Source organism: Neptunomonas sp. (assembly GCF_016744175.1).
Classification (GTDB): domain Bacteria; phylum Pseudomonadota; class Gammaproteobacteria; order Pseudomonadales; family Balneatricaceae; genus Neptunomonas.
In genome coordinates, this window is record NZ_JADGEV010000028.1 from 22,715 (window position 1) to 43,422 (window position 20,708).

21 protein-coding genes and 8 tRNA genes are annotated in these 20,708 nt (G+C 42.3%); 21 read left to right on the forward strand and 8 right to left on the reverse strand.

Going from position 1 to position 20,708, the window contains the following annotated elements; all coding sequences use genetic code 11:
* Positions 1 to 216 precede the first annotated feature (216 nt).
* Positions 217 to 2,952: a bifunctional acetate--CoA ligase family protein/GNAT family N-acetyltransferase gene (locus QZZ55_RS13120; RefSeq protein ID WP_293267792.1), complete on the forward strand. Its 2,736-nt coding sequence runs from the start codon at positions 217 to 219 to the stop codon at positions 2,950 to 2,952.
* A 63-nt stretch (positions 2,953 to 3,015) separates the two neighbouring features.
* Here the strand turns inward: QZZ55_RS13120 and QZZ55_RS13125 are convergent, their stop codons facing one another.
* Entirely contained in the window at positions 3,016 to 3,300 is a 285-nt protein-coding gene (locus QZZ55_RS13125; protein WP_028470727.1) for a metalloregulator ArsR/SmtB family transcription factor, read from the reverse strand.
* 225 nt (positions 3,301 to 3,525) lie between these two features.
* The gene (locus QZZ55_RS13130; RefSeq protein WP_293267793.1) at positions 3,526 to 3,933 is read right to left on the reverse strand and encodes a DUF2892 domain-containing protein; all 408 of its coding nucleotides are present in this window, start codon (positions 3,931 to 3,933) and stop codon (positions 3,526 to 3,528) included.
* 159 nt (positions 3,934 to 4,092) lie between these two features.
* Here QZZ55_RS13130 and QZZ55_RS13135 point away from each other — a divergent pair, with 159 nt between their 5' ends.
* Positions 4,093 to 5,007, forward strand: a complete 915-nt coding sequence (locus QZZ55_RS13135; RefSeq protein WP_293267794.1) for a universal stress protein — start codon at positions 4,093 to 4,095, stop codon at positions 5,005 to 5,007.
* Positions 5,008 to 5,030: 23 nt separating this feature from the next.
* Here QZZ55_RS13135 and xthA read toward each other — a convergent pair whose 3' ends face one another.
* Positions 5,031 to 5,846, reverse strand: a complete 816-nt coding sequence (xthA, locus tag QZZ55_RS13140) for an exodeoxyribonuclease III (RefSeq protein ID WP_293267795.1) — start codon at positions 5,844 to 5,846, stop codon at positions 5,031 to 5,033.
* 165 nt (positions 5,847 to 6,011) lie between these two features.
* Between xthA and gorA the strand changes: the two genes are divergently transcribed.
* A complete protein-coding gene (gene gorA, locus QZZ55_RS13145) occupies positions 6,012 to 7,370 on the forward strand; it encodes a glutathione-disulfide reductase (protein ID WP_293267796.1) in 1,359 nt (452 codons plus the stop codon).
* Between the two features lie 49 nt (positions 7,371 to 7,419).
* A complete protein-coding gene (locus QZZ55_RS13150) occupies positions 7,420 to 7,671 on the forward strand; it encodes a hypothetical protein (RefSeq protein WP_293267797.1) in 252 nt (83 codons plus the stop codon).
* 57 nt (positions 7,672 to 7,728) lie between these two features.
* Here QZZ55_RS13150 and htpX read toward each other — a convergent pair whose 3' ends face one another.
* On the reverse strand, positions 7,729 to 8,613 hold the full coding sequence (gene htpX, locus QZZ55_RS13155) for a protease HtpX (protein ID WP_293267798.1): 885 nt from the start codon (positions 8,611 to 8,613) through the stop codon (positions 7,729 to 7,731).
* Positions 8,614 to 8,746: 133 nt separating this feature from the next.
* On the opposite strand from htpX, the gene QZZ55_RS13160 reads away from it, so the two are divergent.
* Entirely contained in the window at positions 8,747 to 9,652 is a 906-nt protein-coding gene (locus QZZ55_RS13160; RefSeq protein WP_293267799.1) for a class I SAM-dependent methyltransferase, read from the forward strand.
* The gene (locus QZZ55_RS13165; RefSeq protein ID WP_293267800.1) at positions 9,645 to 10,136 is read left to right on the forward strand and encodes a hypothetical protein; all 492 of its coding nucleotides are present in this window, start codon (positions 9,645 to 9,647) and stop codon (positions 10,134 to 10,136) included. The genes QZZ55_RS13160 and QZZ55_RS13165 overlap by 8 nt, the downstream gene beginning before the upstream one ends.
* A 35-nt stretch (positions 10,137 to 10,171) precedes the next feature.
* On the opposite strand, the gene QZZ55_RS13170 is transcribed toward QZZ55_RS13165, so the two are convergent.
* The 3 genes from QZZ55_RS13170 to QZZ55_RS13180 form a co-directional block, all read right to left on the reverse strand.
* On the reverse strand, positions 10,172 to 10,999 hold the full coding sequence (locus QZZ55_RS13170) for an HDOD domain-containing protein (protein WP_293267801.1): 828 nt from the start codon (positions 10,997 to 10,999) through the stop codon (positions 10,172 to 10,174).
* 121 nt (positions 11,000 to 11,120) lie between these two features.
* A complete protein-coding gene (locus QZZ55_RS13175) occupies positions 11,121 to 11,489 on the reverse strand; it encodes a hypothetical protein (protein ID WP_293267802.1) in 369 nt (122 codons plus the stop codon).
* A gap of 136 nt (positions 11,490 to 11,625) precedes the next feature.
* The gene (locus QZZ55_RS13180) at positions 11,626 to 12,840 is read right to left on the reverse strand and encodes a pyridoxal phosphate-dependent aminotransferase (RefSeq protein WP_293267803.1); all 1,215 of its coding nucleotides are present in this window, start codon (positions 12,838 to 12,840) and stop codon (positions 11,626 to 11,628) included.
* Between the two features lie 328 nt (positions 12,841 to 13,168).
* On the opposite strand from QZZ55_RS13180, the gene QZZ55_RS13185 reads away from it, so the two are divergent.
* Positions 13,169 to 13,834 carry a DNA-3-methyladenine glycosylase I gene (locus QZZ55_RS13185; RefSeq protein WP_293267804.1) on the forward strand — a complete coding sequence of 222 codons (666 nt, stop codon included), beginning with the start codon at positions 13,169 to 13,171 and terminating at the stop codon, positions 13,832 to 13,834.
* Positions 13,835 to 13,840: 6 nt separating this feature from the next.
* Here the strand turns inward: QZZ55_RS13185 and syd are convergent, their stop codons facing one another.
* Positions 13,841 to 14,380: a SecY-interacting protein gene (gene syd, locus QZZ55_RS13190; protein WP_293267805.1), complete on the reverse strand. Its 540-nt coding sequence runs from the start codon at positions 14,378 to 14,380 to the stop codon at positions 13,841 to 13,843.
* 358 nt (positions 14,381 to 14,738) lie between these two features.
* On the opposite strand from syd, the gene QZZ55_RS13195 reads away from it, so the two are divergent.
* From QZZ55_RS13195 to QZZ55_RS13260, 14 genes are all read left to right on the forward strand, one after another.
* A tRNA-Asp gene (locus QZZ55_RS13195) sits at positions 14,739 to 14,815 on the forward strand.
* 57 nt (positions 14,816 to 14,872) lie between these two features.
* Positions 14,873 to 14,948, forward strand: a tRNA-Val gene (locus QZZ55_RS13200).
* A gap of 13 nt (positions 14,949 to 14,961) precedes the next feature.
* A tRNA-Asp gene (locus QZZ55_RS13205) sits at positions 14,962 to 15,038 on the forward strand.
* 110 nt (positions 15,039 to 15,148) lie between these two features.
* Positions 15,149 to 15,224: transfer RNA gene (locus QZZ55_RS13210), tRNA-Val, on the forward strand.
* A gap of 14 nt (positions 15,225 to 15,238) precedes the next feature.
* Positions 15,239 to 15,315 (forward strand) — tRNA-Asp (locus QZZ55_RS13215).
* Positions 15,316 to 15,372: 57 nt separating this feature from the next.
* Positions 15,373 to 15,448 (forward strand) — tRNA-Val (locus QZZ55_RS13220).
* 13 nt (positions 15,449 to 15,461) lie between these two features.
* Positions 15,462 to 15,538 (forward strand) — tRNA-Asp (locus QZZ55_RS13225).
* A 53-nt stretch (positions 15,539 to 15,591) separates the two neighbouring features.
* Positions 15,592 to 15,667, forward strand: a tRNA-Val gene (locus QZZ55_RS13230).
* Positions 15,668 to 15,842: 175 nt separating this feature from the next.
* Complete coding sequence (locus QZZ55_RS13235; protein ID WP_293267806.1) at positions 15,843 to 16,754, forward strand: pyridoxal-phosphate dependent enzyme; 912 nt, start codon at positions 15,843 to 15,845, stop codon at positions 16,752 to 16,754.
* 78 nt (positions 16,755 to 16,832) lie between these two features.
* The gene (locus QZZ55_RS13240; RefSeq protein ID WP_293267807.1) at positions 16,833 to 17,714 is read left to right on the forward strand and encodes an NAD(+) kinase; all 882 of its coding nucleotides are present in this window, start codon (positions 16,833 to 16,835) and stop codon (positions 17,712 to 17,714) included.
* A 7-nt stretch (positions 17,715 to 17,721) separates the two neighbouring features.
* The gene (locus QZZ55_RS13245; RefSeq protein ID WP_293267818.1) at positions 17,722 to 18,693 is read left to right on the forward strand and encodes a metallophosphoesterase; all 972 of its coding nucleotides are present in this window, start codon (positions 17,722 to 17,724) and stop codon (positions 18,691 to 18,693) included.
* Between the two features lie 25 nt (positions 18,694 to 18,718).
* Positions 18,719 to 19,567, forward strand: a complete 849-nt coding sequence (locus tag QZZ55_RS13250; RefSeq protein ID WP_293267808.1) for a rhomboid family intramembrane serine protease — start codon at positions 18,719 to 18,721, stop codon at positions 19,565 to 19,567.
* 26 nt (positions 19,568 to 19,593) lie between these two features.
* Positions 19,594 to 19,860 carry a DUF1315 family protein gene (locus tag QZZ55_RS13255; RefSeq protein WP_293267809.1) on the forward strand — a complete coding sequence of 89 codons (267 nt, stop codon included), beginning with the start codon at positions 19,594 to 19,596 and terminating at the stop codon, positions 19,858 to 19,860.
* 12 nt (positions 19,861 to 19,872) lie between these two features.
* Entirely contained in the window at positions 19,873 to 20,703 is an 831-nt protein-coding gene (locus tag QZZ55_RS13260) for a DUF2797 domain-containing protein (RefSeq protein ID WP_293267810.1), read from the forward strand.
* The last annotated feature ends 5 nt before the right edge of the window (positions 20,704 to 20,708 follow it).

Here is a 20,708-nt window from a genome sequence, read left to right on the forward strand (position 1 = left end):
TGGTTGATGCCGTTATAGAAATCAATGTAGATGTGTTTTTTTCAAAAAATAGAATTGTTTTGTTTTTTAGTGCTTGTGCAGCAATGTTTTTTAAATCTATTGATTTAGCCCATTATAAATAGGGATTTTTCTTTATTGCACCTGCGAAGTACTATCTCTTTATGTATACTTTTGGTTATAGCTTTAGTTATTTAACAGCATTTTGGAGATCGAGTTTTGAGCACTAAATACTTGAAGCGTTTTTTTAAACCTAAGTCGATAGCTGTGTTTGGAGCGTCTGAAAAAACGGGAAGCATGGGGGGGATTGTTGTCCATAATTTGTTGGATAGTAAATTTCCTGGTGCATTGATGTGCGTTAACCCCGAAGGCTACGATAAGGTTTTTAATGTACCGTGCTATCAGACTATTTCTGAACTCCCCGAAATGCCTGATTTGGCCATTATTTGTTCGCCGCCTGATTCTGTTCCCGATATTATTCGCAAGTTAGGCGCGCATATGGTTAAAGCTGCGATAATTTTGACCGGTGGCTTATCCATTAAAAATAGCCCCGCGGCAAAAACGCTCAGTGAGTCCGTAAAAGAAGCGGCTAGACCCTACGGGATACGTATTATGGGTCCCGACTGTATGGGATTGTTAGTTCCTGGATCGAATATGAATGCAAGTTATTCTCATATGAATATTCAGAAGGGAAAAGTTGCCTACATCGGTCAATCTGGATTACTCGGTACAGCAATGATTGATTGGGCTAATGGTCGAGAAATCGGATTTTCACATTTTATGACATTGGGTAATGGCGTTGATGTGGACCTTTCTTCGGTTATTGATTATGTTTCTCAAGATCCTTATACGCACTCAATTTTGCTACAAATGGATCGGGTTTCTGGCTCATCGAGAAACTTTATATCTGCTTTGCGTGCAGCATCTCGTAACAAGTTAGTGTTAGTACTTAAATCAGGCATTTTTTCTGAAGAAGCTTCAAAAATTGCAGCAACTCCCGGTATACCTGATGAAGATGTTGTATATGATGCGGCATTAAGGAGAGCTGGTGCAGTGCGTGTGGAAACGTCTGATCAGTTGTTTAATGCATTAGAGACCTTGTCTCGAATGAAGCCTCTTCGAGGTGAACGATTAGCAATTATCTGCAATGGTATGGGGCCCAATGCTTTAGCTACAGACCGCTTGCTTAAGTCTGGAGGAAAGCTAGCTGCTCTTGCTGATGAGACGGTCAGTCAGTTGAATAATATTTTGCCTCCTGGATGGAATCAGAAAAATCCAGTTGATTTAAACTCTGATGCTACTTCAGAACGTTTTGCACAAGTAGCCCAAATCTTGTCTAAAGACAAAGGCATCGACGTCATCCTATCTATTCATGCGCCGACACAACTAGCTCCGAGCGTTGAAACCGCTGATGAGTTAGTAAAGGTGATTCGCAAATCACAGCGTAATATTCTGACATGCTGGATGGGACGCGCTACCGCTATTGAAGCAAGAAATCATTGTAATGCTGCTAATGTAGCAACCTTTATTACCCCTGAAGAAGCAATTGACGCGTTTATGCATATGGTTGATTACCGACGTAATCAGGTTGTTATGCGCCAAACTCCAGCGACGTATATTGAGCAAAATACGCAGAATCATCAAAAAGCTAAGAAAATTATTGCTGATGCGCTAGCGGAGCCCCGCGACTATCTTAATCATAGTGAGGCGTGTGACTTACTGGATCAGTACGATATTCCTGTTCAAAATAGTTATTATTCTGACGATATAGATGGTGTGGTTCAACGAGCCGAAGACATTGGTGGAACGGTCGCTATAAAAGCCCTTCATTGTAAGAATGTTTATCCTTTCAGTTATGATGACCAATCTTCTCAACGCCGAAATGATTTGGCGCAAGACCTCTACTCATCTAGTGATGTTAGATATGCAACAACAAAACTTGCGTACCGTGTTAGTGAGCGCATTGGTGATGAGGGAAGCATGGGGTTTTGCGTTCAGCAGATGAAACGTGGCTTTCAGTCTTTACAAATTAATGTAGGTATCACTCGGGATCCAACATTTGGTCCTATCATTGTATTTGGTGCTGGCGGTTTCACAGTGGATGTACTTGCTGACAGACATGTAATGTTGCCGCCGATGAATATGGCTCTAGCAAAAGAGCTGGTTAAAAATTCACGTATTTATAAGATCATTAAAGAGCATAGTCACCAGCCATCGAGAGATGTTGAGCAGTTGTCCGATATGATTCTTAAGCTGTCAGAAATGATAGTTGACCTACCTAACCTTAAGGGGCTAGAAATAAATCCCTTATTGCTGAATAAACTTGGCATATTAGCGGTTGATGTTGCTGTTTCTATCGGTGAGAAATCTGAATTAGCAATCTCGCCTTATCCGGGTGATCTAGAAGAATCTATTGCATTGAAACGTTCCGGAAGACCCGCCGTTGTACGCCCTATCCGGGGTGAGGATGAGCCGAGACATTTGGATTTTTACAACAAACTTAGCCCTGAGTCGATTAGGATGCGGTATTTTTATAGTAGAGGAGTGCCATCTCACCAAGAATTGGCGAGTTGGACACAAATTGATTATGACCGTGAAATGGCTTTTATAGTATCCGCCCCTAGTTTAGATGGGACCGGTCCTGAAACGCTTGGTGTTGTGCGCGTTGTTACCGATCCGGATAATATTCAAAGTGAGTTTTCAGTAGTGATTCGAGATGACCTTCAAGGAGAAGGTCTCGGTGTTATCTTAATGAGTAAAGCAATTGATTACTGCCGTAGTCGTAAAACATTAATCATTGAAGGATCTACACTACCAACAAATAAAGGAATGCAGGGGTTGGCGCTTAAGCTTGGGTTTACTAACTCTTTCAATATGGAAGAGGAGGTGGTTGATATGAAAATGAAGCTTAACGAGCCTACCGAAGATTGGCAGTTTACACGATTGCAGCACTAAAGATGTTTAGGTGGTAAGCAAATAGCCATTGGATGCCGGTTCAATGGCTTATTTGTAAGTGCATTAAGCGGTTGGGCAATACATCTCGTGAAGAGTATGAATAATGCGTTTTGCAGTATCACCTGAGAGGGAATAATAGATTGTTTGTGATTCTCTACGAGTGCTAACTAAACCATCTTTTCTTAAAACAGCTAAATGCTGGGATAAAGCTGATTGACTTAGGTCCAAGCAGTTATTTAACTGTGTAACTGAAAGCTCTTTACCATCCAAATAGCAAAGAATAAGCAGTCTACTTTCATTGCCAAGTGCTTTCATGAGTTGCGCAGCACGTGAAGCATTCGTTTTCATCATCTCAAGGGTCTCGGCGCTTAGGCTTGACTCTTCTATTGTATGGGCCAAATCTTACTCTCCACAGGATTAAGTTGAGATAAAACAAATCTTTGAGCCTGTTACAAATCCTTTTTGTAAATTAACTCTTCTAATATAAGGATAATAAGGTGAAATGTAGGGTTTTACCATAAAAAAAGCACCCAGAAGGGTGCTCTTAAAAAAAGAAAGAAAGTTGTATTGATGTCAATTTGCGTCTTTGAAGCCCACAAATCGAACAATACTCATGCTTGGGCACCACCCTGAAAAGGCCGATTGAAGTAGGCTTGCTCCAACGACAGCGGTAACAGCTAGTAGCATAAGAGTGATATTGAAAAATAGGACGGCTATAACGGTTACAAGAATGATTGTTCCTGCCATGATATGAAGTCCTTGGTTTACATTCATACCCGCAACATTACAGCTTTCTTGTTTTAACCCCAGCTTTTTGAAAATGGTGATGGCAGGGCACCAGCCTGTAAATGCAGATTGAAGTAGATTTAAGCCAACAAATCCTGTTAGGTAATACCAGTTTGGGTTGATATAAGTGCCCAAAGCTAGGCTGATGAGTACAACGGTTCCTGCCATTAAGCGAAGTGCGGCACTTACTGTCATGATAGATTTCCTATTACTATTACGTAGATATTGAGTTTATATTAGTTTTATCTAATATGTCTAGAAATCTTTCCTGTTTGATTCACTTGTATTGAGTGAGATCAAGACTAAAAATTCTTTTCTTGATATCGTGAAGTTATGTCGTGTCTGGAGAGAATTATGAAAACTGAAAGAATTTTAGTGCATATCGATACAGGCCACGTATCTGATGCTCTAATACAAAAAATACTGATAATGGCGCAACAAAAAAGCACCACAATTGAATTGTTTTCTTGTTGTTATAATCAGTCACTTCATCGTAGTTATATATTTGATGATGAAGCAGAGAAGCATGCTATTGCGGGTTTTTTGCATCAGGAGGAGGCTAAGCTAATTCAATTGGCTGAGCAGTTAGAGTCACAAGGGTGCCAGATTAGTTATGACGTGACCTGGAATAGGAGTGTTGCAGAAGGAATTATCAGAAAGGCATTGAGGTATAGAGCTGATGTAGTCGTGTTTCCTATCGGTCGCCATTCCCAAGGGCATTATTTATTTAGGCAAGGAGACTGGCAGTTAATTGCGGAGTGTCCCACCCCCTTATTATTAATGAGGGAGCAAGAGTGGTCAGCGCACCCTAGGGTTGCGGCGTTGGTTGATCCATTTCATCATTGTGATGAGCCGCAACAGCTTGATAATGAGGTTTTAAAAGGCACACAGGCGCTAAGTGAATGGTTAGTCGCTGAACAACATGTCGTGCATAGTTTTACAACCATTCCGCAGGCAGCTATTTTCGATGAACACCTGACGGTTGACTACGCGGCGATGCATGAAAAAGTGAAATTAAAGCACACCAAAGTGTTACAAGCTATGGTGGGTAATAATGCTGTTTTGCATCTTGAGCAAGGAGATGTTCATACTGTTATCCCAGAACTAGCTACGCGTGAGAGTATTGATATCCTTGTGATGGGATCCATTGCGAGAGGTTTGTTGGATCGGTTCTTAATGGGGAGCTCTGTGGAAAGAATCGTTGATCACGTAGAGTGCGATGTGCTGCTAGTGAAGCAACCGGACTTTGTTAGCCCGGTCACTGAATAAGGCATTATTCACTATCTAGCTTTTTAAAGATCAAAACTTGCCCAAATAGGGGCGTGGTCAGAAGGTTTCTCCATGCCTCTTATTTCATAGTCGATATCTGAATTTTCACAGGCCTGACTAAGGGGTACTGTTGCTAAAATAACATCGATTCTTAAGCCTCGTTTCGGTTCTTGCTCGAACCCTCTACTGCGATAATCAAACCAGCTGAAGCGATCATTGGTTTCTGGATGAAATTGTCGAAATGTATCGACTAAGCCCCAGCCTTGTAGACGAGCAAGCCATTCGCGCTCTATCGGTTGAAAGCTAGATTTACCCGTTTTTAGCCAGCGTTTACGATTAACTTCACCAATACCTATATCAAGTTCGGTAGGTGATATATTGATGTCGCCCATCACAATTAAGTTTTCATCTGGGGAGTGATTTGTAAGTAGGTGCTCCTGAAGATCGGCATAGAAACGAGTTTTTGCAGGGAACTTAACAGGGTGTTCAATATTCTCACCTTGTGGGAAGTAGCCATTCAGTACCGTAACCGTATCTCCCTTTGGCGTTGCATATTTACCAATGATCATACGGCGTTGTGCATCAGGTTCGTCGTTAAGAAAGCCTTTCTGAATGCTTAATGGCGGTAGTTTAGAAATAAGGCAAACTCCGTAATGACTTTTTTGGCCAAAATATTCAACATGGTAGCCATGAGCTTCAATCATCTCTATAGGAAACTGAGGGTCATCAACTTTGATCTCTTGTAAACCAATAACATCAGGGCTGTATTTCTCAATAAGCGCAGCAATCTGATGAGGGCGCGCGCGTAATCCATTAATATTAAAAGAGATAATTTTCATATAGGCATCATCAGTTGATTAAATTAACGATTATTCTACCATGATTGATTGTTTTAAATGCAGTGAGCCTATTGGATTTTCCTATCAACTTATTAGTAATCTTTGATTGGAACTTTAGGGCATGAATCGTTACAGTTAATGAAAATTTATTAAGGGAGTTGCGCTGTGTCTGCTTATGATTTTGATCTGTTTGTCATTGGGGCTGGTTCGGGTGGCGTAAGAGCTGCACGAATGGCGGCGTCTATGGGTGTGAAAGTAGCGGTAACTGAAGATCGTTATTTAGGCGGAACTTGCGTTAATGTTGGCTGTGTTCCTAAAAAATTATTTGTTTATGCTTCTCATTACAAAGAAGAGTTTAATGAAGCAGCTGGCTTTGGCTGGAATGTGGGAGCAAGTAGTTTTGATTGGCCGACTCTCAGGGACCGCAAGAATGATGAGATTAGCCGATTAAACGGTATTTATCGTAATCTTTTGGTTAATTCGGGCTGTGAGTTACTTGAAGGGCGCGGTACCTTAGTGAATGAGCATACGGTTGCAGTTAATGGTAAAAACTACACGGCCGAGCGGATTATCGTAGCAACAGGTGGTTGGCCTTTTGTTCCTGATATTCAGGGTAAAGAGCATATTATTAGTTCAAATGAAGTGTTTTTCTTAGAGACTTTTCCTCAGCGCGCTGTCGTTGTCGGTGGCGGTTATATTGCGGTTGAATTCGCTGGGATTTTTGCGGGTTTAGGAGCTGAAACTAGCCTGATCTATAGAGGTGATCTCTTCCTTAGAGGTTTTGACAGAGACTTGCGTGAGTTTGTTGCTCAAGAAGTTAGTAAGAAGCATGTAGATCTTAAATTTAATAACAATATTGAATCAATAGAAAAGCAGGCAGATGGCAGTTTATTGCTTAAACTGACGGACGGTTCTACTCACGAAACAGACTGTGTGCTGTATGCGACAGGGCGTGTTCCTAACGTGAATGATCTTGGTCTTGAGTTATTGGGCATAGAGCAGCAGAAAAATGGTGCTATCGTCGTGAATGAAAACTTCCAAACCAATGTTCCTTCGGTGTATGCGATTGGTGATGTAATTGACCGCGTTCAGTTAACACCAGTTGCGCTTGCAGAAGGCATGGCATTGGTTAGACACCTCTATCAGGAAGGTAACCCTGCAGTAGATTATGATCTAATTGCAACGGCTGTCTTTTGTCAGCCAAATATCGGTACTGTTGGCTTATCGGAAGAGCAAGCGCGTGATCAAGGTAAAGATATTGATGTGTATCGTAGTGAGTTTCGTGCAATGAAGCATACGATGTCAGGTAGTGAAGAGCGCACGTTGATGAAAATGATTGTTGAAAAAAGTACGGATAAGGTTCTCGGCGTTCATATGGTAGGGCCAGATGCTGGAGAAATTATTCAAGGACTAGCTGTTGCGCTTAAAGCGGGAGCAACTAAAGCGGTATTTGATAGCACTATTGGCATTCATCCAACAGCGGCTGAAGAGTTCGTTACTATGAGAGAACCTGTAAAAGGTTAGTTGAAAAGCGTTGCAGTACCTCCTAATCTATAAAGTAGGGGGTGCTGTAATGAAACTTCTTATGCAAATGTTATGGTTGGCGATTATTCCTACGTGGATGCAAAACCAGCAACCCGATAGCACGCATTTTTACCGGCGACAATTTACCAAAAGCTATCAACGAAAGCGCTTAATTGTTCGTAGGCTTTGGCTGTGCAGTATTTTTCTGATATTACTTTTTCCTTCGATGGTATTTGCATCCGTTGTTGGTTTATTGAGCACGTTTATCTCATTTTGTTTATTAGACGAAACCAACAAATAGATTAAAAAAAGAGGCCAATGATTTAATCATTAACCTCTTTTTTAGTACGGGGAAGCGTTAGTGGCGGTTTTGCAAAGCGGCAATACGATCATCCAAGGGTGGGTGGCTTGACATTAATGCCATAAAGCCCATTTTAGTGTGGCTGCTAATGCCGAATGCCGTCATCTGGCTTGGAAGTTGGTCTGCCATGCCTGATTCGGCTTTAAGGCGCTGTAGCGCTCCTATCATACCGGCTGTACTACCAAATTGTGCGCCTGCTTCATCGGCTTTAAATTCGCGACGACGTGAAAACCAAGCAACAATAATAGATGCTGCAATACCAAAAATAATCTCTGCTACAAATGTAGCGATATAGAATCCGAAACCTACTCGTCCTGAGTTGCTGCCTTTACGCAGCATGGAATCAACAACGTAGCCTACAATGCGTGCAAAAAACATAACAAAGGTGTTCACAACGCCTTGAATCAATGTCAGCGTAACCATATCTCCATTGGCAACATGGCCGATTTCGTGTGCCATTACTGCTCGCGCCTCTTCAGGACGAAAGCGTTGCAGTAAACCTGTGCTAACAGCGACGAGCGCTTTATTTTTATTCCAGCCAGTTGCAAAAGCGTTTGCTTGATCAGAGTGAAAAATTCCCACTTCAGGCATGCCAATATCAGCTTTTTTGGCGAGTTCGGCTACGGTATCAACAAGCCATTTTTCTTCTTGAGTTCTTGGTTGTTCAATAATTTGGGTGCCTGTAGATCTTTTTGCCATCCATTTTGAAATGAAGAGTGAAAAGAAAGATCCAACGAAACCAAAGACAGCGCAGAAAATTAGTAATGATGTCAGATTCAATCCAGTTCCTGACAAGTAGTGCTCAACACCTAATAAGCTGAGTGTCACACTAGCAATTAAAATGACAGCTAGGTTGGTCAGAAGAAAGAGAATGATTCGCATGTTTTGTTATTCCAAATAAATTAGATACCGCTTTGATATAGGCTTTTGATAAAAGTTTCAACCCCAATATCATATTTGCTGGTCGGCATGAAGAACAGTATTTATAATCGGAATGATTAATTAAGGAGGTTAAGTGACTGATATTTTTCATTGGATTAACGAGCAGCTAACCATTGCTGGTGATGAGTGCCGTCGCTTGTTTCATGGGCGTGGTGGATGCTTTCCAGGATATGAAGCCGTTGTTGTCGATTGGTTCTCTCCTGTTGTGATCATTCGCTTATATGCTAATGTTCCTGACGCCCTGTTGGATGGAATTAAAGCTTATTTTGAGAGAGATCCACGGGTATCAGGCTTGTTAGTACAGCATCGAGGCCGAGGTCGTGATACCGATCATGAGATTGTTTTTGGTGATGTGGCGGATGTGTTGATATCGTGTGAATCAAGTTTGAAATATGAAATACGGCCAATACAATTTCAAAATAGTGGATTATTTCTTGATATGAGAAATGGCCGTGATTGGGTTTGTGAACATGCTGGTGGCAAGAATGTGCTAAATTTATTTTCGTTTACCTGTGCTTTTTCTATCGCTGCAATGGCTGGGGGGGCGCGACAGGTTGTTAACGTTGATATGAGTAAGCGTGGGCTGAGTATAGGTAGGGCGAACCATCAGCTTAATCATCATGATCTTTCATGTGTTAAATTCATGCCTTACGATATGCTGAAATCATGGGGGCGAATTAAACGTCCTGGACCTTATGAGCTCATCATTATTGATCCACCAAGTTTTCAGCCAGGCAGTTTTATTGCTGAGAATGATTACCGTAAGGTGTTGAGGCGCTTGCCTGAATTAGCCTCACTGAATGCACAAGTTTTGGCGTGCCATAATGATCCTGCCCATAATCAGTCGTTTGTTAGGGATTTGATGGCACAAGAGTGTCCTGAATTTAATTTTGTTGAGCTATTACCTTCGCAAGAAGATTTCCCTGATATTGAGACGGAACGTGGTGTAAAAGCAATGGTATTTGAACGTCATGATTAAAGTACCCCTCATTTGTGTTGATATCGAAGCAAGCGGGCTTGGTCCGCGTTCCTACCCAATCGAAATAGCGTGGAAATGCGGCATAACCGGGGAAAGCGACCTTTTCTTGATTAATCCTGATACGGGATATAATTGGACTGAGTGGGATTTGTCTGCGGCAGGCATTCATGGTATTTCAATGGATGAATTATTAGCGGTAGGAGTATCGGTTAATTCCGCCTGTGATCGGCTTAATCAGAAGTTAGGTAACAGGATACTGACCAGCGATGCTTTAGATTTTGATTATTTTTGGATGCGCCGGCTTTTTGAATCAGCAATGATGAAGCCTACATTTAAAATGCAAGGCATTGATAGTGTTCTGGATGGGGGGCAACTAATACAGTATCGCCTGATTGCGGGTGCGCAATTAAGGAAGCATCGCGCTATGGATGATGTGAATGACTTATTCACTTGTCTTGCGGCATGCCAGCTAGATGGGGAATAGAGGTAGTGTTATTTCTACCCCTATCTTAGGCGTCTTTATTCTGTGAGACCGTCTAGCTCTGACTCTAAAGATAGAGCTTCGGCAAGCTGGTTAATAGTGTCTGGTGAGATACCGGCAAGCGTTGCAATGTCGGTAGGATATGATTCTTTGACACTTTCCTCGTCGCGCTTTTCCCGAACAGAGGCATTAATATAGCAGGCTAAATTGAGCACGGCAGCAAGAGAGGATTGCTCTTCATGCGCTAAAGGATTTTTATGCTGTTTAACGGCATTTCCTAACTCTGCTGGAAAACTCCACATATCTAGCAATGCTTTACCGGCCTCTTGAGTAGTAAATCCCAGGCGCTCCATTTCAGCAGCGCTGCGACTTACATTTGATTCTTCAATGAGCGTTTGTATCGCTTTTGCGCGGTTGGGCTGAGCCAAATGAAGTAATAAGCGCCCAATGTTGTGAATGATCCCTGTTGTAAAAGCAATGTCAGGATCTACGTTATCTGTCTTGGCTGCAAACCAACGGGCAAGTGTAGCGACGCGAAAAGATTCAGACCAAAACTTTTTGATATCTAGTCCTTCAACTTCTGCGACTGAATTTGAAAAACCGGAAGCAATAACGAGTGTTTTTAAGCGTCCCATGCCGAGCATTACAGTTGCTTCGTCAATGGAAGATACTTTTCGTGATAACCCAAAATGAGCAGAGTTTACAAGCCTTAAAATTTTCAAAGATAACGTTTGATCTTCACTGACTTTTTGAGAAATTTCTGAATAATCAGCATTTGGGTCGTTTAACGCTTGTATGAGTTGTCTGACTACTTCAGGTACGTTCGGTAACTTACTGGTTTGATTTAGAAGATCATTAATTTCCATAGCTTCTCCTAGTATTACGCATCAACAATATATGTTTCTGATATTTAGCGTAGTGTAGCTTGTAGGATTAGCAAATAAAAAAGGCTGCATATTAGCAGCCTTTAAACTAAAGTCTGGATGTTTACAGGTTTAGTACATGCTCTTCAATTTTGCTGCGCAACTCATCGTACTGGCCCATTTCTTCTGGTAAGAAGTAAAGTTTGTAATAGCTTCTTTCAACGAGGTTGCTCTTGCTACCGTTGATGTTTTCTTTCATCGTTGAATAAGTATAAGCCATATGTAGATGAAGCACGCGAGTATGAGGTTGAACATCGAATTGATGGTTTTCAAGATCGTAGCGAGTTCTTTTCTCTTTAATCGTATAGAAAGAAACCTCGGCAACATGATCGAGATTAACCAGGAAGTTGGATGTAACAGGAACCCAATGCTGCTTTTCTAATCCATTGTGTTCCATGAAAATACCGCAATTTTTCTTAATCTTGATAAACATCGCTACACCTAGAAAATGTGATTAACAGAAAAGAATACTATGTCACTTTGATGACGCATTTATTACAAACATTAGCGTGAGTTTATGTGCCGCACAACCGATGTTTATAAAAAAGCGGCTATTCAGCCGCTTTTGTTTATTGCTCGTAAGTTTTAAGAAATGTCCCGATACGTGTTATGGCGTCTTCAAGTTCATCTATACGAGGTAAAAATACAATTCTAAAATGCTGGGTATCAGGCATATTAAATCCACTGCCTTGTACAATAAGTACTTTTTGTTGTTGCAGTAAGTCCAGCGCCATTTTTTCATCATTCTTGATAAGATAGACGTTAGGATCCAGCTTGGGGAAGAGGTACAAAGCGCCATCTGGTTTTACACAAGAAACACCAGGAATGTCATTAAGCATCTTCCATGCAAGGTCTCGTTGTTCATGTAGGCGCCCTTCAGGTACGATCAGCTCATTAATGCTTTGATATCCACCAAGAGCGGTCTGTATTGCGTGCTGGGAAGGGACGTTAGCACACAAGCGCATATTACTGAGCATATCAAGCCCTTCAATATAGTCGCGTGCTCGGTGTTTTGGGCCGCTAACAATAACCCAGCCAGAGCGAAAGCCAGCTGCCCTGTAAGTTTTAGAGAGGCCGTTAAAAGTGAGGCACAGGACATCATCAGCTAAGGATGCAAGAGAAATGTGCTTAGCTTCGTCGTAGATAATTTTGTCGTAAATCTCATCAGCAAAAACAATCAGATCGTGCTCTCTGGCAAGTTCAATAATCTGCTGCAAAATAGCTTTAGGATACACCGCACCCGTTGGGTTGTTCGGGTTGATAACCACAATCCCACGAGTGTTCTCTGTGATTTTGCTACGCATGTCTTCAATATCAGGAATCCAGCCGGATTGCTCATCGCATACGTAATGTACAGGGTTTCCTCCTGCAAGACTGACGGCCGCTGTCCACAGAGGATAGTCAGGCGATGGGATGAGCATTTCATCAGTATCGTTTAACAAGCCTTGCATGGACATGACAATAAGCTCAGACACGCCATTGCCTATATAAATATCTTCAACAGTGACGTTGGTTATTTCTTTTCTTTGGCACTCTTGCATAATGGCTTTACGGGCGGCGAACAAGCCTTTTGAGTCACAGTAACCCTGAGAGGCAGGAAGGTTACGGATCACGTCCTGAACGATTTCTTCAGGCGCTTCAAAGCCCCATGGAGCAGGGTTGCCGATATTGAGTTTGAAGATACGATTACCTTCTTCCTCTAAACGTTTGGCTTCCTGGAGCACTGGCCCGCGGATGTCATAACAAACGTTAATCAGCTTGTTCGACTTTCTGATAACTGACATGTAACAATCCCGTGGCCCACCATGATTATTTGCTTAATGGCGAGCTAATTTTTAATTGAAAAGGTTGATAATCATACGCTTTTTTATATGCAAAAAGAACAGCTGCCAATATTGAAGGGCTTCATTTTGTGTGCTCTTGTCCATTATTTTAGAATGGTAGGAAAGGTTTGCTAGGGAAGAGTAAAAATGAATGCGCCTGAACTTAGAGGCATTAGTAAATGGTTCTAAGTCATATGCTAATTGAAGGTGAGAGGTTACCCTTGAGTTTTAAGTGGTAAGGTTAGAACGTTGTAGAATTAAGTAGTGTCAGATTATAGAGAAAGATATCTTGAAAAAATTTCAGTGGTTATACGAACACGCATTGCAGCATAAGGGTGCTGAGCTAGAATCTTTATTGCCAAAGCCTATATCAGGTTCTGCGCTGGTGGCTAAGAGTGATAATGTTCTTTTCTCCACGTTAACGCGACGAGTTTTTCATGCAGGTTTAAAGCATTCATTGGTTGATAGTAAATGGCCAGCGTTTGAGCAAGCATTGCATGGTTTTGATCCCTATAAAGTTGCGTTAATGAGCGATGACCAATTAGAGAATTTGATGCAAAATGATCAAATAATCCGACATTGGGGAAAGATAAAGGCTACGCGCCTAAATGCTGTAATGATGCTGGAAATGGCAGAGAAATATGGCAGTTGTGCTCAGTGGATAGCTGACTGGCCAGAAGAAGATATTATTGGTTTGTGGCGTGAGTTGAAGAAAAATGGCTCACATCTTGGAGGCAACTCAGGGGCGTACTTTTTACGAATGATAGGTAAAGATACTTTCGTGTTAACAGACGATGTAGTTGCTGCACTAAAAGCATTAGGGATAGTAGATAAGCGCCCCACAGGGAAAAAAGATTTGCAGATTGTGCAAAATGTATTCAATGAGTGGCGCGCAGAGTCGCAGAGGCCACTGTGTCATATCAGTCGTTTATTATCATTTACAGTCGGTTGGTAATGATTTTTAGCGGGGTGATAATTGGCTGAGAAAATCACAAAGGTTTTCGGCTATTTTTTTGACGGGTTCTTGGCCAGGGTATTCTAGCCATATGCTGCCATCTTCATTGAGTAGGCTTAATATTCCGTCATCTGGTTCCGTGCATGCAAAAAATAGAGTCAGTGGTCGTTTCTTTTTTGCTTTGTTCATTGCGTGGCCAATGAGATTGGCACGTAGGCGCTCTATATCTTCTTCATTCCATACTTGTAGCAAAACCAAGTCTCCTTCCGGTGCCTTAGCACTAAGGTGATCGGACCATAGATAAGTGTAATAAGTAATAATGTCTGGATGAATAGTGGTCTCAAGTGCTTCGCCTAAGCGAGTAAAAACGTCACAGGCGACGGTTTGCTTTTGTGGTAGCCATGCGACTTGCTCGCCAGCCTGTAAGGAGGACGACTCATAGCATTGAGATGGCCATTGCGGATCAAAAGCTACAGTAGGAGGGGCGTCGGTATGAAGGTCCAGCCATTCGGTAATAAAACCGTCTAAAATCTCGGGTATTTGCATGGTGTCTTGCAAGGCTCTTATGGTGTCTTGGTTTTGGGCCTATTTTAATGTGTTTTTCTCAGTGGGGATACTGTCAGCTAAACCTGATTAGATATGCGCGCACGTAAAAGGGTTTTTTGGGACTGTTGTTTTTGCATATCGTGCTGATAGAGGCCTATTTACAAACTTTGCAGGAAGTGCCTGATGATAGTATCGCTACCTAATGCTGAGTACCTTGAGTGCTGATGAAGGCTTTAGTTTTAGCGTGAGATAAAAATATATCACTTTTTTTGCTGCAAACGTTTGACAATGCAGGGAAAGTATTTAAAATGCGCACCTCGTTCAAGGAGGTGTTTAACGCCTTGGATGAAAATGGTTCGGAGTGGTAGTTCAGCTGGTTAGAATACCTGCCTGTCACGCAGGGGGTCGCGGGTTCGAGTCCCGTCCATTCCGCCACTAATAAAATCAACGTGCTGATTTTATTAGTATAAAAATTTATAGCCAATGCATTATGGGCGTGTAGCTCAGTTGGGAGAGCGTCGCCCTTACAAGGCGAATGTCGGGAGTTCGAACCTCTCCACGCCCACCATAATGTAAAATGCGGAGTGGTAGTTCAGCTGGTTAGAATACCTGCCTGTCACGCAGGGGGTCGCGGGTTCGAGTCCCGTCCATTCCGCCACTTAATAGCAGTATCATTGAAAGATGAGATTGCATTAAGTAACTAGCAAATTGAGCATGTCTCTATTGAGTCAGTAAAGCTTGTTAGTATAAAATGTTGTAGTACATTATGGGCGTGTAGCTCAGTTGGGAGAGCGTCGCCCTTACAAGGCGAATGTCGGGAGTTCGAACCTCTCCACGCCCACCATAATGTAAAAATGCGGAGTGGTAGTTCAGCTGGTTAGAATACCTGCCTGTCACGCAGGGGGTCGCGGGTTCGAGTCCCGTCCATTCCGCCACTAATAAAATCAACGTGCTGATTTTATTAGTATAAAAATTTATAGCCAATGCATTATGGGCGTGTAGCTCAGTTGGGAGAGCGTCGCCCTTACAAGGCGAATGTCGGGAGTTCGAACCTCTCCACGCCCACCATAATGTAAAATGCGGAGTGGTAGTTCAGCTGGTTAGAATACCTGCCTGTCACGCAGGGGGTCGCGGGTTCGAGTCCCGTCCATTCCGCCACTAATAAAATCAAAGCGCTGATATTATTAGTCTACAAATAAGCCATGGATTATGGGCGTGTAGCTCAGTTGGGAGAGCGTCGCCCTTACAAGGCGAATGTCGGGAGTTCGAACCTCTCCACGCCCACCATAGTCTTTATACCCTATGTCGTATCTATTCTTCATTGATTATCAATAATCTCCTAGTTTTCTGTAACTTATCTCTCGAAATGATATGCATCTTGATTTTCTAGCCCTTTTGTCTGTTTAAGTCTTTGCTATTGCAATAAGATGATTTCTTTAATATTGGACGGATTAACTGATAGGTGGCGGTTATCGATCTTTTTAATACTTATACCTCGTTAGTTGTCGAGCCTGCTGAGCTTCCTCTCTTTGTAAAAAAGAAATTAAACGTTTTTATTGTTCGTACCGACTTAGTGCACCCGCTGATCAGTGGGAATAAGTGGTATAAGTTAAAATATAATCTCTTAGCTGCACACGAGGGAAGTGTTTCTCGTGTTATTAGCTTTGGCGGAGCTTACTCTAATCATATTCACGCACTGGCTTGGGCATCTAAGCAGCTAGGGATAGCCTGTACGGGTGTTATGCGAGGAGAAGAGGTTGTAAACCCGATGTTGCTGGACGCCCAGTCTTGGGGGATGAAGCTACATTTTGTTGATAGAGCCAATTATCGAAAACGGCACGACCCGCAATGGTTAGGCGCACTTCAAAGAGAGGTCGGGGGCGGTGTTATTATCCCTGAAGGCGGTTCCAATGCTTTGGCAATTCGAGGTGTTGCTGAGCTCATGAATGATATTTCAATAACGTTACCAAATCTTGACTATTTGTTGTGTGCTTGTGGAACAGGCGGCACTTTGGCGGGATTAATTAGTGGAGCGCCAAACGAATTAAAGCTTGAGGGTTACCCTGTCTTGAAAGGCGCTAACTTCCTTTACGGGGATATCCAGCAATTATTACAAGCAGCAAACGTTGATGCTCATTGCTCATGGTCTTTGGATCTTGATGCTCACTACGGAGGCTATGGAAAAATCAATACAGAACACAAGGCACACTGGTTAGCGCTTGAAGAGCAATTTAAGATGCTTTTTGATCCTGTATACACTTCAAAGTTAGTACGTCGGTTTTTAGAAAAAGTAGAGCAAGATGCATATCCTATTGGTTCGACAGTGGCGTTGGTACATACCGGTGGCTTGCAAGGGCGCAGATCAGTTCTGTAAGTGCTTGAAATCTTTTACTAAGCCGGTGATCATGTAAGCAGTAATTTGCCCTGTTCATATGAGTTAAAAGGTAATGAGATGGATCATTTTCGTAATATCGGTTTAATTGGTCGGCTGGGTAGCAAGCCCGTGATTGATACACTCAAACACCTAATGCGATTTTTACAGGAGCGAGGTTTAAACACGATACTGGATGAGCGTATTGCTGAAATGATGCCTGGGCATGGTCAGCAAATCTGCAAGCAAAAAATAATGGGTGAAATTTGTGATTTGGTTATTGTAGTAGGTGGTGATGGGAGTTTGTTGGGTGCAGCCCGTGCACTTGCTCAATGTCACGTACCCGTATTAGGTGTGAATCGCGGAAATTTAGGTTTTTTAACAGATATATCTCCCAATGAAATAGAAGAGAAGGTTTCTGAAGTACTGGAAGGTAAATATACGGTAGAAAGCCGCTTCTTGCTGGACATGATTGTTAAGCGTGCAGGGGAGCCTATAGGAGAGGGGACCGCACTAAATGACTGTGTGCTTCACCCGGGCAAAGCAACTCGAATGATTCAGTTCGAGCTCTATATTGAAGGCCAGTTTGTTTACACCCAAAAATCAGATGGTTTGATTGTTTCTACTCCAACAGGATCAACTGCTTATGCATTGTCTGGCGGTGGGCCAATTATGCATCCTAAGCTAGATGCTATTGTACTAGTGCCAATGTTTCCTCACACATTGTCTAGTCGTCCAATTGTTGTTGATGGAAATAGTGAATTAAAACTGGTTATTAGTGAAGATAATGAAACATATCCGACAGTCTCTTGTGACGGGCAAATCAATATTAGCTTAGCGCCTGGTGATGTTATTACTATCCACAAAAAACCACATAAATTGAAATTATTGCACCCCTTAAATTATGACTTTTACCGTACCTGCCGAGAAAAACTGGGCTGGGGTACTAAGTTGGGGAAATGATGTGACTATAAGACGTTTTGAGGGCTATGATCTAATAGGTGACATCCATGGTTGCGGTTTAAGCTTAAGGATGCTGCTTGCGCGTTTAGGTTATAGCAAAAAGAATGGGGTCTATTTTCACCCTCGTCGTCAAATCATTTTCTTAGGTGATATCGTAGATCGCGGTCCGCATATTCGTGAAGCATTGCACATCGTGCGCGATATGGTTGATGCCGGTCATGCCCAGATAGTCATGGGCAATCATGAATACAATCTTCTTTGTTATTGTACACCAAGTAGAACACCGCAAAAGCAGCCGTATCTTAGGGAGCATACCCAGCGTCACCGGCGTATTCTTCAAGAAACGTTGCAGCAGCTTGATCCCTACCCTGAAGATAAACGAAGTTTTCTGGCATGGATAAAAGAGATGCCGTTGTTTCTTGAGATGGATGATTTTCGAGTCGTGCACGCTTGTTGGCATCATGAGTTAATTGAGCAATTTAAATCAATACTCGGAGGGAATAAGATAAAGGATGATTTTTTACATCGTTCCGCTGTTCCCGATACTTTTGAATGGATACTAATGGACCGCTTGTTGCGAGGCACTCATTTAAGGCTGCCTAATGATGAAGTGATGGTTAGCCGTGATGGATTTAAACGTCGTTTTTTTAGAACCAAATTTTGGGCGGTTGAGCCGCAACAATTTGTCGACGTGGTGTTTCAGCCGGATCCTTTACCTGAGCATATTGCTAGAATTCATTTGTCTGAAGAGAACCATCAAGACCTTGTTCATTATGGTGAGCAAGAAAAGCCTCTGTTTATTGGGCACTACTGGTGTGAAGGTGAACCGACCCCTGTCAGTAGCAATATAGCGTGCCTTGACTATTCAGCCGTTAAGTATGGAAAGTTAGTGGCGTATAGATATGACTATGAAACTCAGCTGAGCTCGGATAAGTTTGTGTGGGTCGATGTTCGTGCTGAAATAAAAAAGCCTAATTAGCCAGTGCTGGGTAAGTTAAACTTATATGATTAAAGTGTTTGAAGTTTCATTGAGCGATGATTTAAAAGAGTTTGCAGAGTTTCTTTGGATGCATGAAATTCCTCATCGTATTCTGGAAGATGAGCAGAGCCAATCACTTTGGGTGCCTCGCCATGTTAACGCTGACCGTGTTCGGTTTATTTTCGAGCAATGGCGAAATGGTAAAAAGTTAACAGATATTAAGGTTCAAAGGCCTCTGCGGCAGCGTTTTAACCCTTTGGATTTTCCGTTAACGGTTGGGCTAATAATTCTAAGTGCGTTGATTACGTTTGGTATTGGGTTTGGCGGTCAATATAGTTTAATGCACAGGTTAACTATCACTGATTTTCGTCTTGAAGGCCGAGTTATTTTGCAGGATGGCTTGCTAGAGTCACTTCTAACGTTCGAAGTGTGGCGCTTTATTACGCCTATCTTCATGCACTTCAGCTTGCCGCATATTCTATTTAATGCACTGTGGATATGGGTCATTGGAAGGCGCATTGAGCAACTACAAGGCACATGGATATTTTTAATTGTCGTATTATGGGCGGGTGTTACGTCTAATATTGCACAATTTTGGGTATCAGGCCCCTTGTTTGGTGGTTTATCAGGTGTGGTGTTTGCCATACTCGCCTACACATGGTTGTGGGATAAACAGGCGCGAGTCCCGTTTTTCGGCTTTCCGCCTGCGTTAATGATCTTTATGGTTTTTTGGTTGGTTATTGGCTACACGGGGTTATTGGAAGTGATTGGTTTTGGCTCGATAGCTAATACCGCTCATTTAGCCGGACTGGTAGCAGGTCTTTTAGCTGTGCCTTTAATCCAAGCAATATTTAAGCGTGAAACTGTACTTTAATAACATTCTACTGCGAGGGTACTACTGTGAATTATGAAGATCTTATCAGTAATATGACACCGGAAATTCACCAGTCTTTGAAGCGTGCGATTGAGCTAGGTAAATGGCCTACGGGTCAAGCCCTGTCAGTTGAACAGCGCGAAACGTGTATGCGAGCAGTGATTGCTTACGACCAAAAACATCTCCCTGAAGACCAACGTACTGGCTATATCGACAGAACCAAAAAAAATGGAACTCAGCATGGTGAAGATTCCTTGGATGCCGATGTGTTAAAAATTATAAATACTCACTAATAAGATAATTCAATGCAAATATTAGGTACTGGTGCATTAAGCAAAATGCACACTGAGCTAGCAGAGCAAGTAAGGTATTCGCTGATACTTGGCGAGACACCGGTCGTTATGAACCAGCTTCTGGAGAAAAAGATTCGAATCCGTTCTCTAGGAGAAATTAATTGTTCACATTGTGGTAAAAAAACTAAAAAAAGCTTTAGTCAAGGTTTCTGTTACCCATGCTTTAAGCGCTTGCCGCAATGTGATTTGTGTATTATGAGCCCTGAAAAATGCCATTTCCAGGAAGGAACTTGCCGGGATGCAAGCTGGGGGGAGCGTAATTGTTTTGTGCCACACACCGTTTATCTTGCTAACTCTTCGGGTGTTAAAGTGGGCATAACGCGGGGTACCCAGGTGCCAACGCGCTGGATTGATCAAGGAGCAATTCAAGCGTTACCCATTTTTAACGTACAAACACGTTTTCAGTCAGGCTTAGTTGAACGTATCTATGGTGAGCATATTTCTGATAGGACCAATTGGAGAGCGATGCTAAAAGGGGAGGTAGTATTACTCGACCTTGAAAAAAAACGTGACGAAATGCTAGAGCTGTGTCTTGATGGAGTTACTGCTTTACAGAATGAACATGGGATACAGTCGATCCAACCTTTACATGATAGCAAGACACTTGCTATTGAGTACCCTGTTATACAATACCCAACAAAGGTTGTGTCGCACAATCTTGATAAAACACCAGAAATTGAAGGGGTATTATTAGGTATAAAAGGGCAGTATCTGATATTGGATACCGGTGTGATTAACTTGCGCAAATTTACGTCTTACCAGATAGAGCTCAGTATAGATTAGCCAGC

Coding starts and splice junctions, on each gene's coding strand:
- QZZ55_RS13135 (WP_293267794.1), top strand. CDS start 4,093: ATGAAAACTGAAAGAATTTTAGTGCATATCGATACAGGCCACGTATCT.
- htpX (WP_293267798.1), bottom strand. CDS start 8,613: ATGCGAATCATTCTCTTTCTTCTGACCAACCTAGCTGTCATTTTAATT.
- QZZ55_RS13165 (WP_293267800.1), top strand. CDS start 9,645: ATGATTAAAGTACCCCTCATTTGTGTTGATATCGAAGCAAGCGGGCTT.
- QZZ55_RS13130 (WP_293267793.1), bottom strand. CDS start 3,933: ATGACAGTAAGTGCCGCACTTCGCTTAATGGCAGGAACCGTTGTACTC.
- QZZ55_RS13125 (WP_028470727.1), bottom strand. CDS start 3,300: ATGAAAACGAATGCTTCACGTGCTGCGCAACTCATGAAAGCACTTGGC.
- QZZ55_RS13180 (WP_293267803.1), bottom strand. CDS start 12,840: ATGTCAGTTATCAGAAAGTCGAACAAGCTGATTAACGTTTGTTATGAC.
- QZZ55_RS13250 (WP_293267808.1), top strand. CDS start 18,719: ATGATTAAAGTGTTTGAAGTTTCATTGAGCGATGATTTAAAAGAGTTT.
- QZZ55_RS13170 (WP_293267801.1), bottom strand. CDS start 10,999: ATGGAAATTAATGATCTTCTAAATCAAACCAGTAAGTTACCGAACGTA.
- QZZ55_RS13175 (WP_293267802.1), bottom strand. CDS start 11,489: ATGTTTATCAAGATTAAGAAAAATTGCGGTATTTTCATGGAACACAAT.
- QZZ55_RS13240 (WP_293267807.1), top strand. CDS start 16,833: ATGGATCATTTTCGTAATATCGGTTTAATTGGTCGGCTGGGTAGCAAG.
- QZZ55_RS13150 (WP_293267797.1), top strand. CDS start 7,420: ATGAAACTTCTTATGCAAATGTTATGGTTGGCGATTATTCCTACGTGG.
- syd (WP_293267805.1), bottom strand. CDS start 14,380: ATGCAAATACCCGAGATTTTAGACGGTTTTATTACCGAATGGCTGGAC.
- QZZ55_RS13260 (WP_293267810.1), top strand. CDS start 19,873: ATGCAAATATTAGGTACTGGTGCATTAAGCAAAATGCACACTGAGCTA.
- xthA (WP_293267795.1), bottom strand. CDS start 5,846: ATGAAAATTATCTCTTTTAATATTAATGGATTACGCGCGCGCCCTCAT.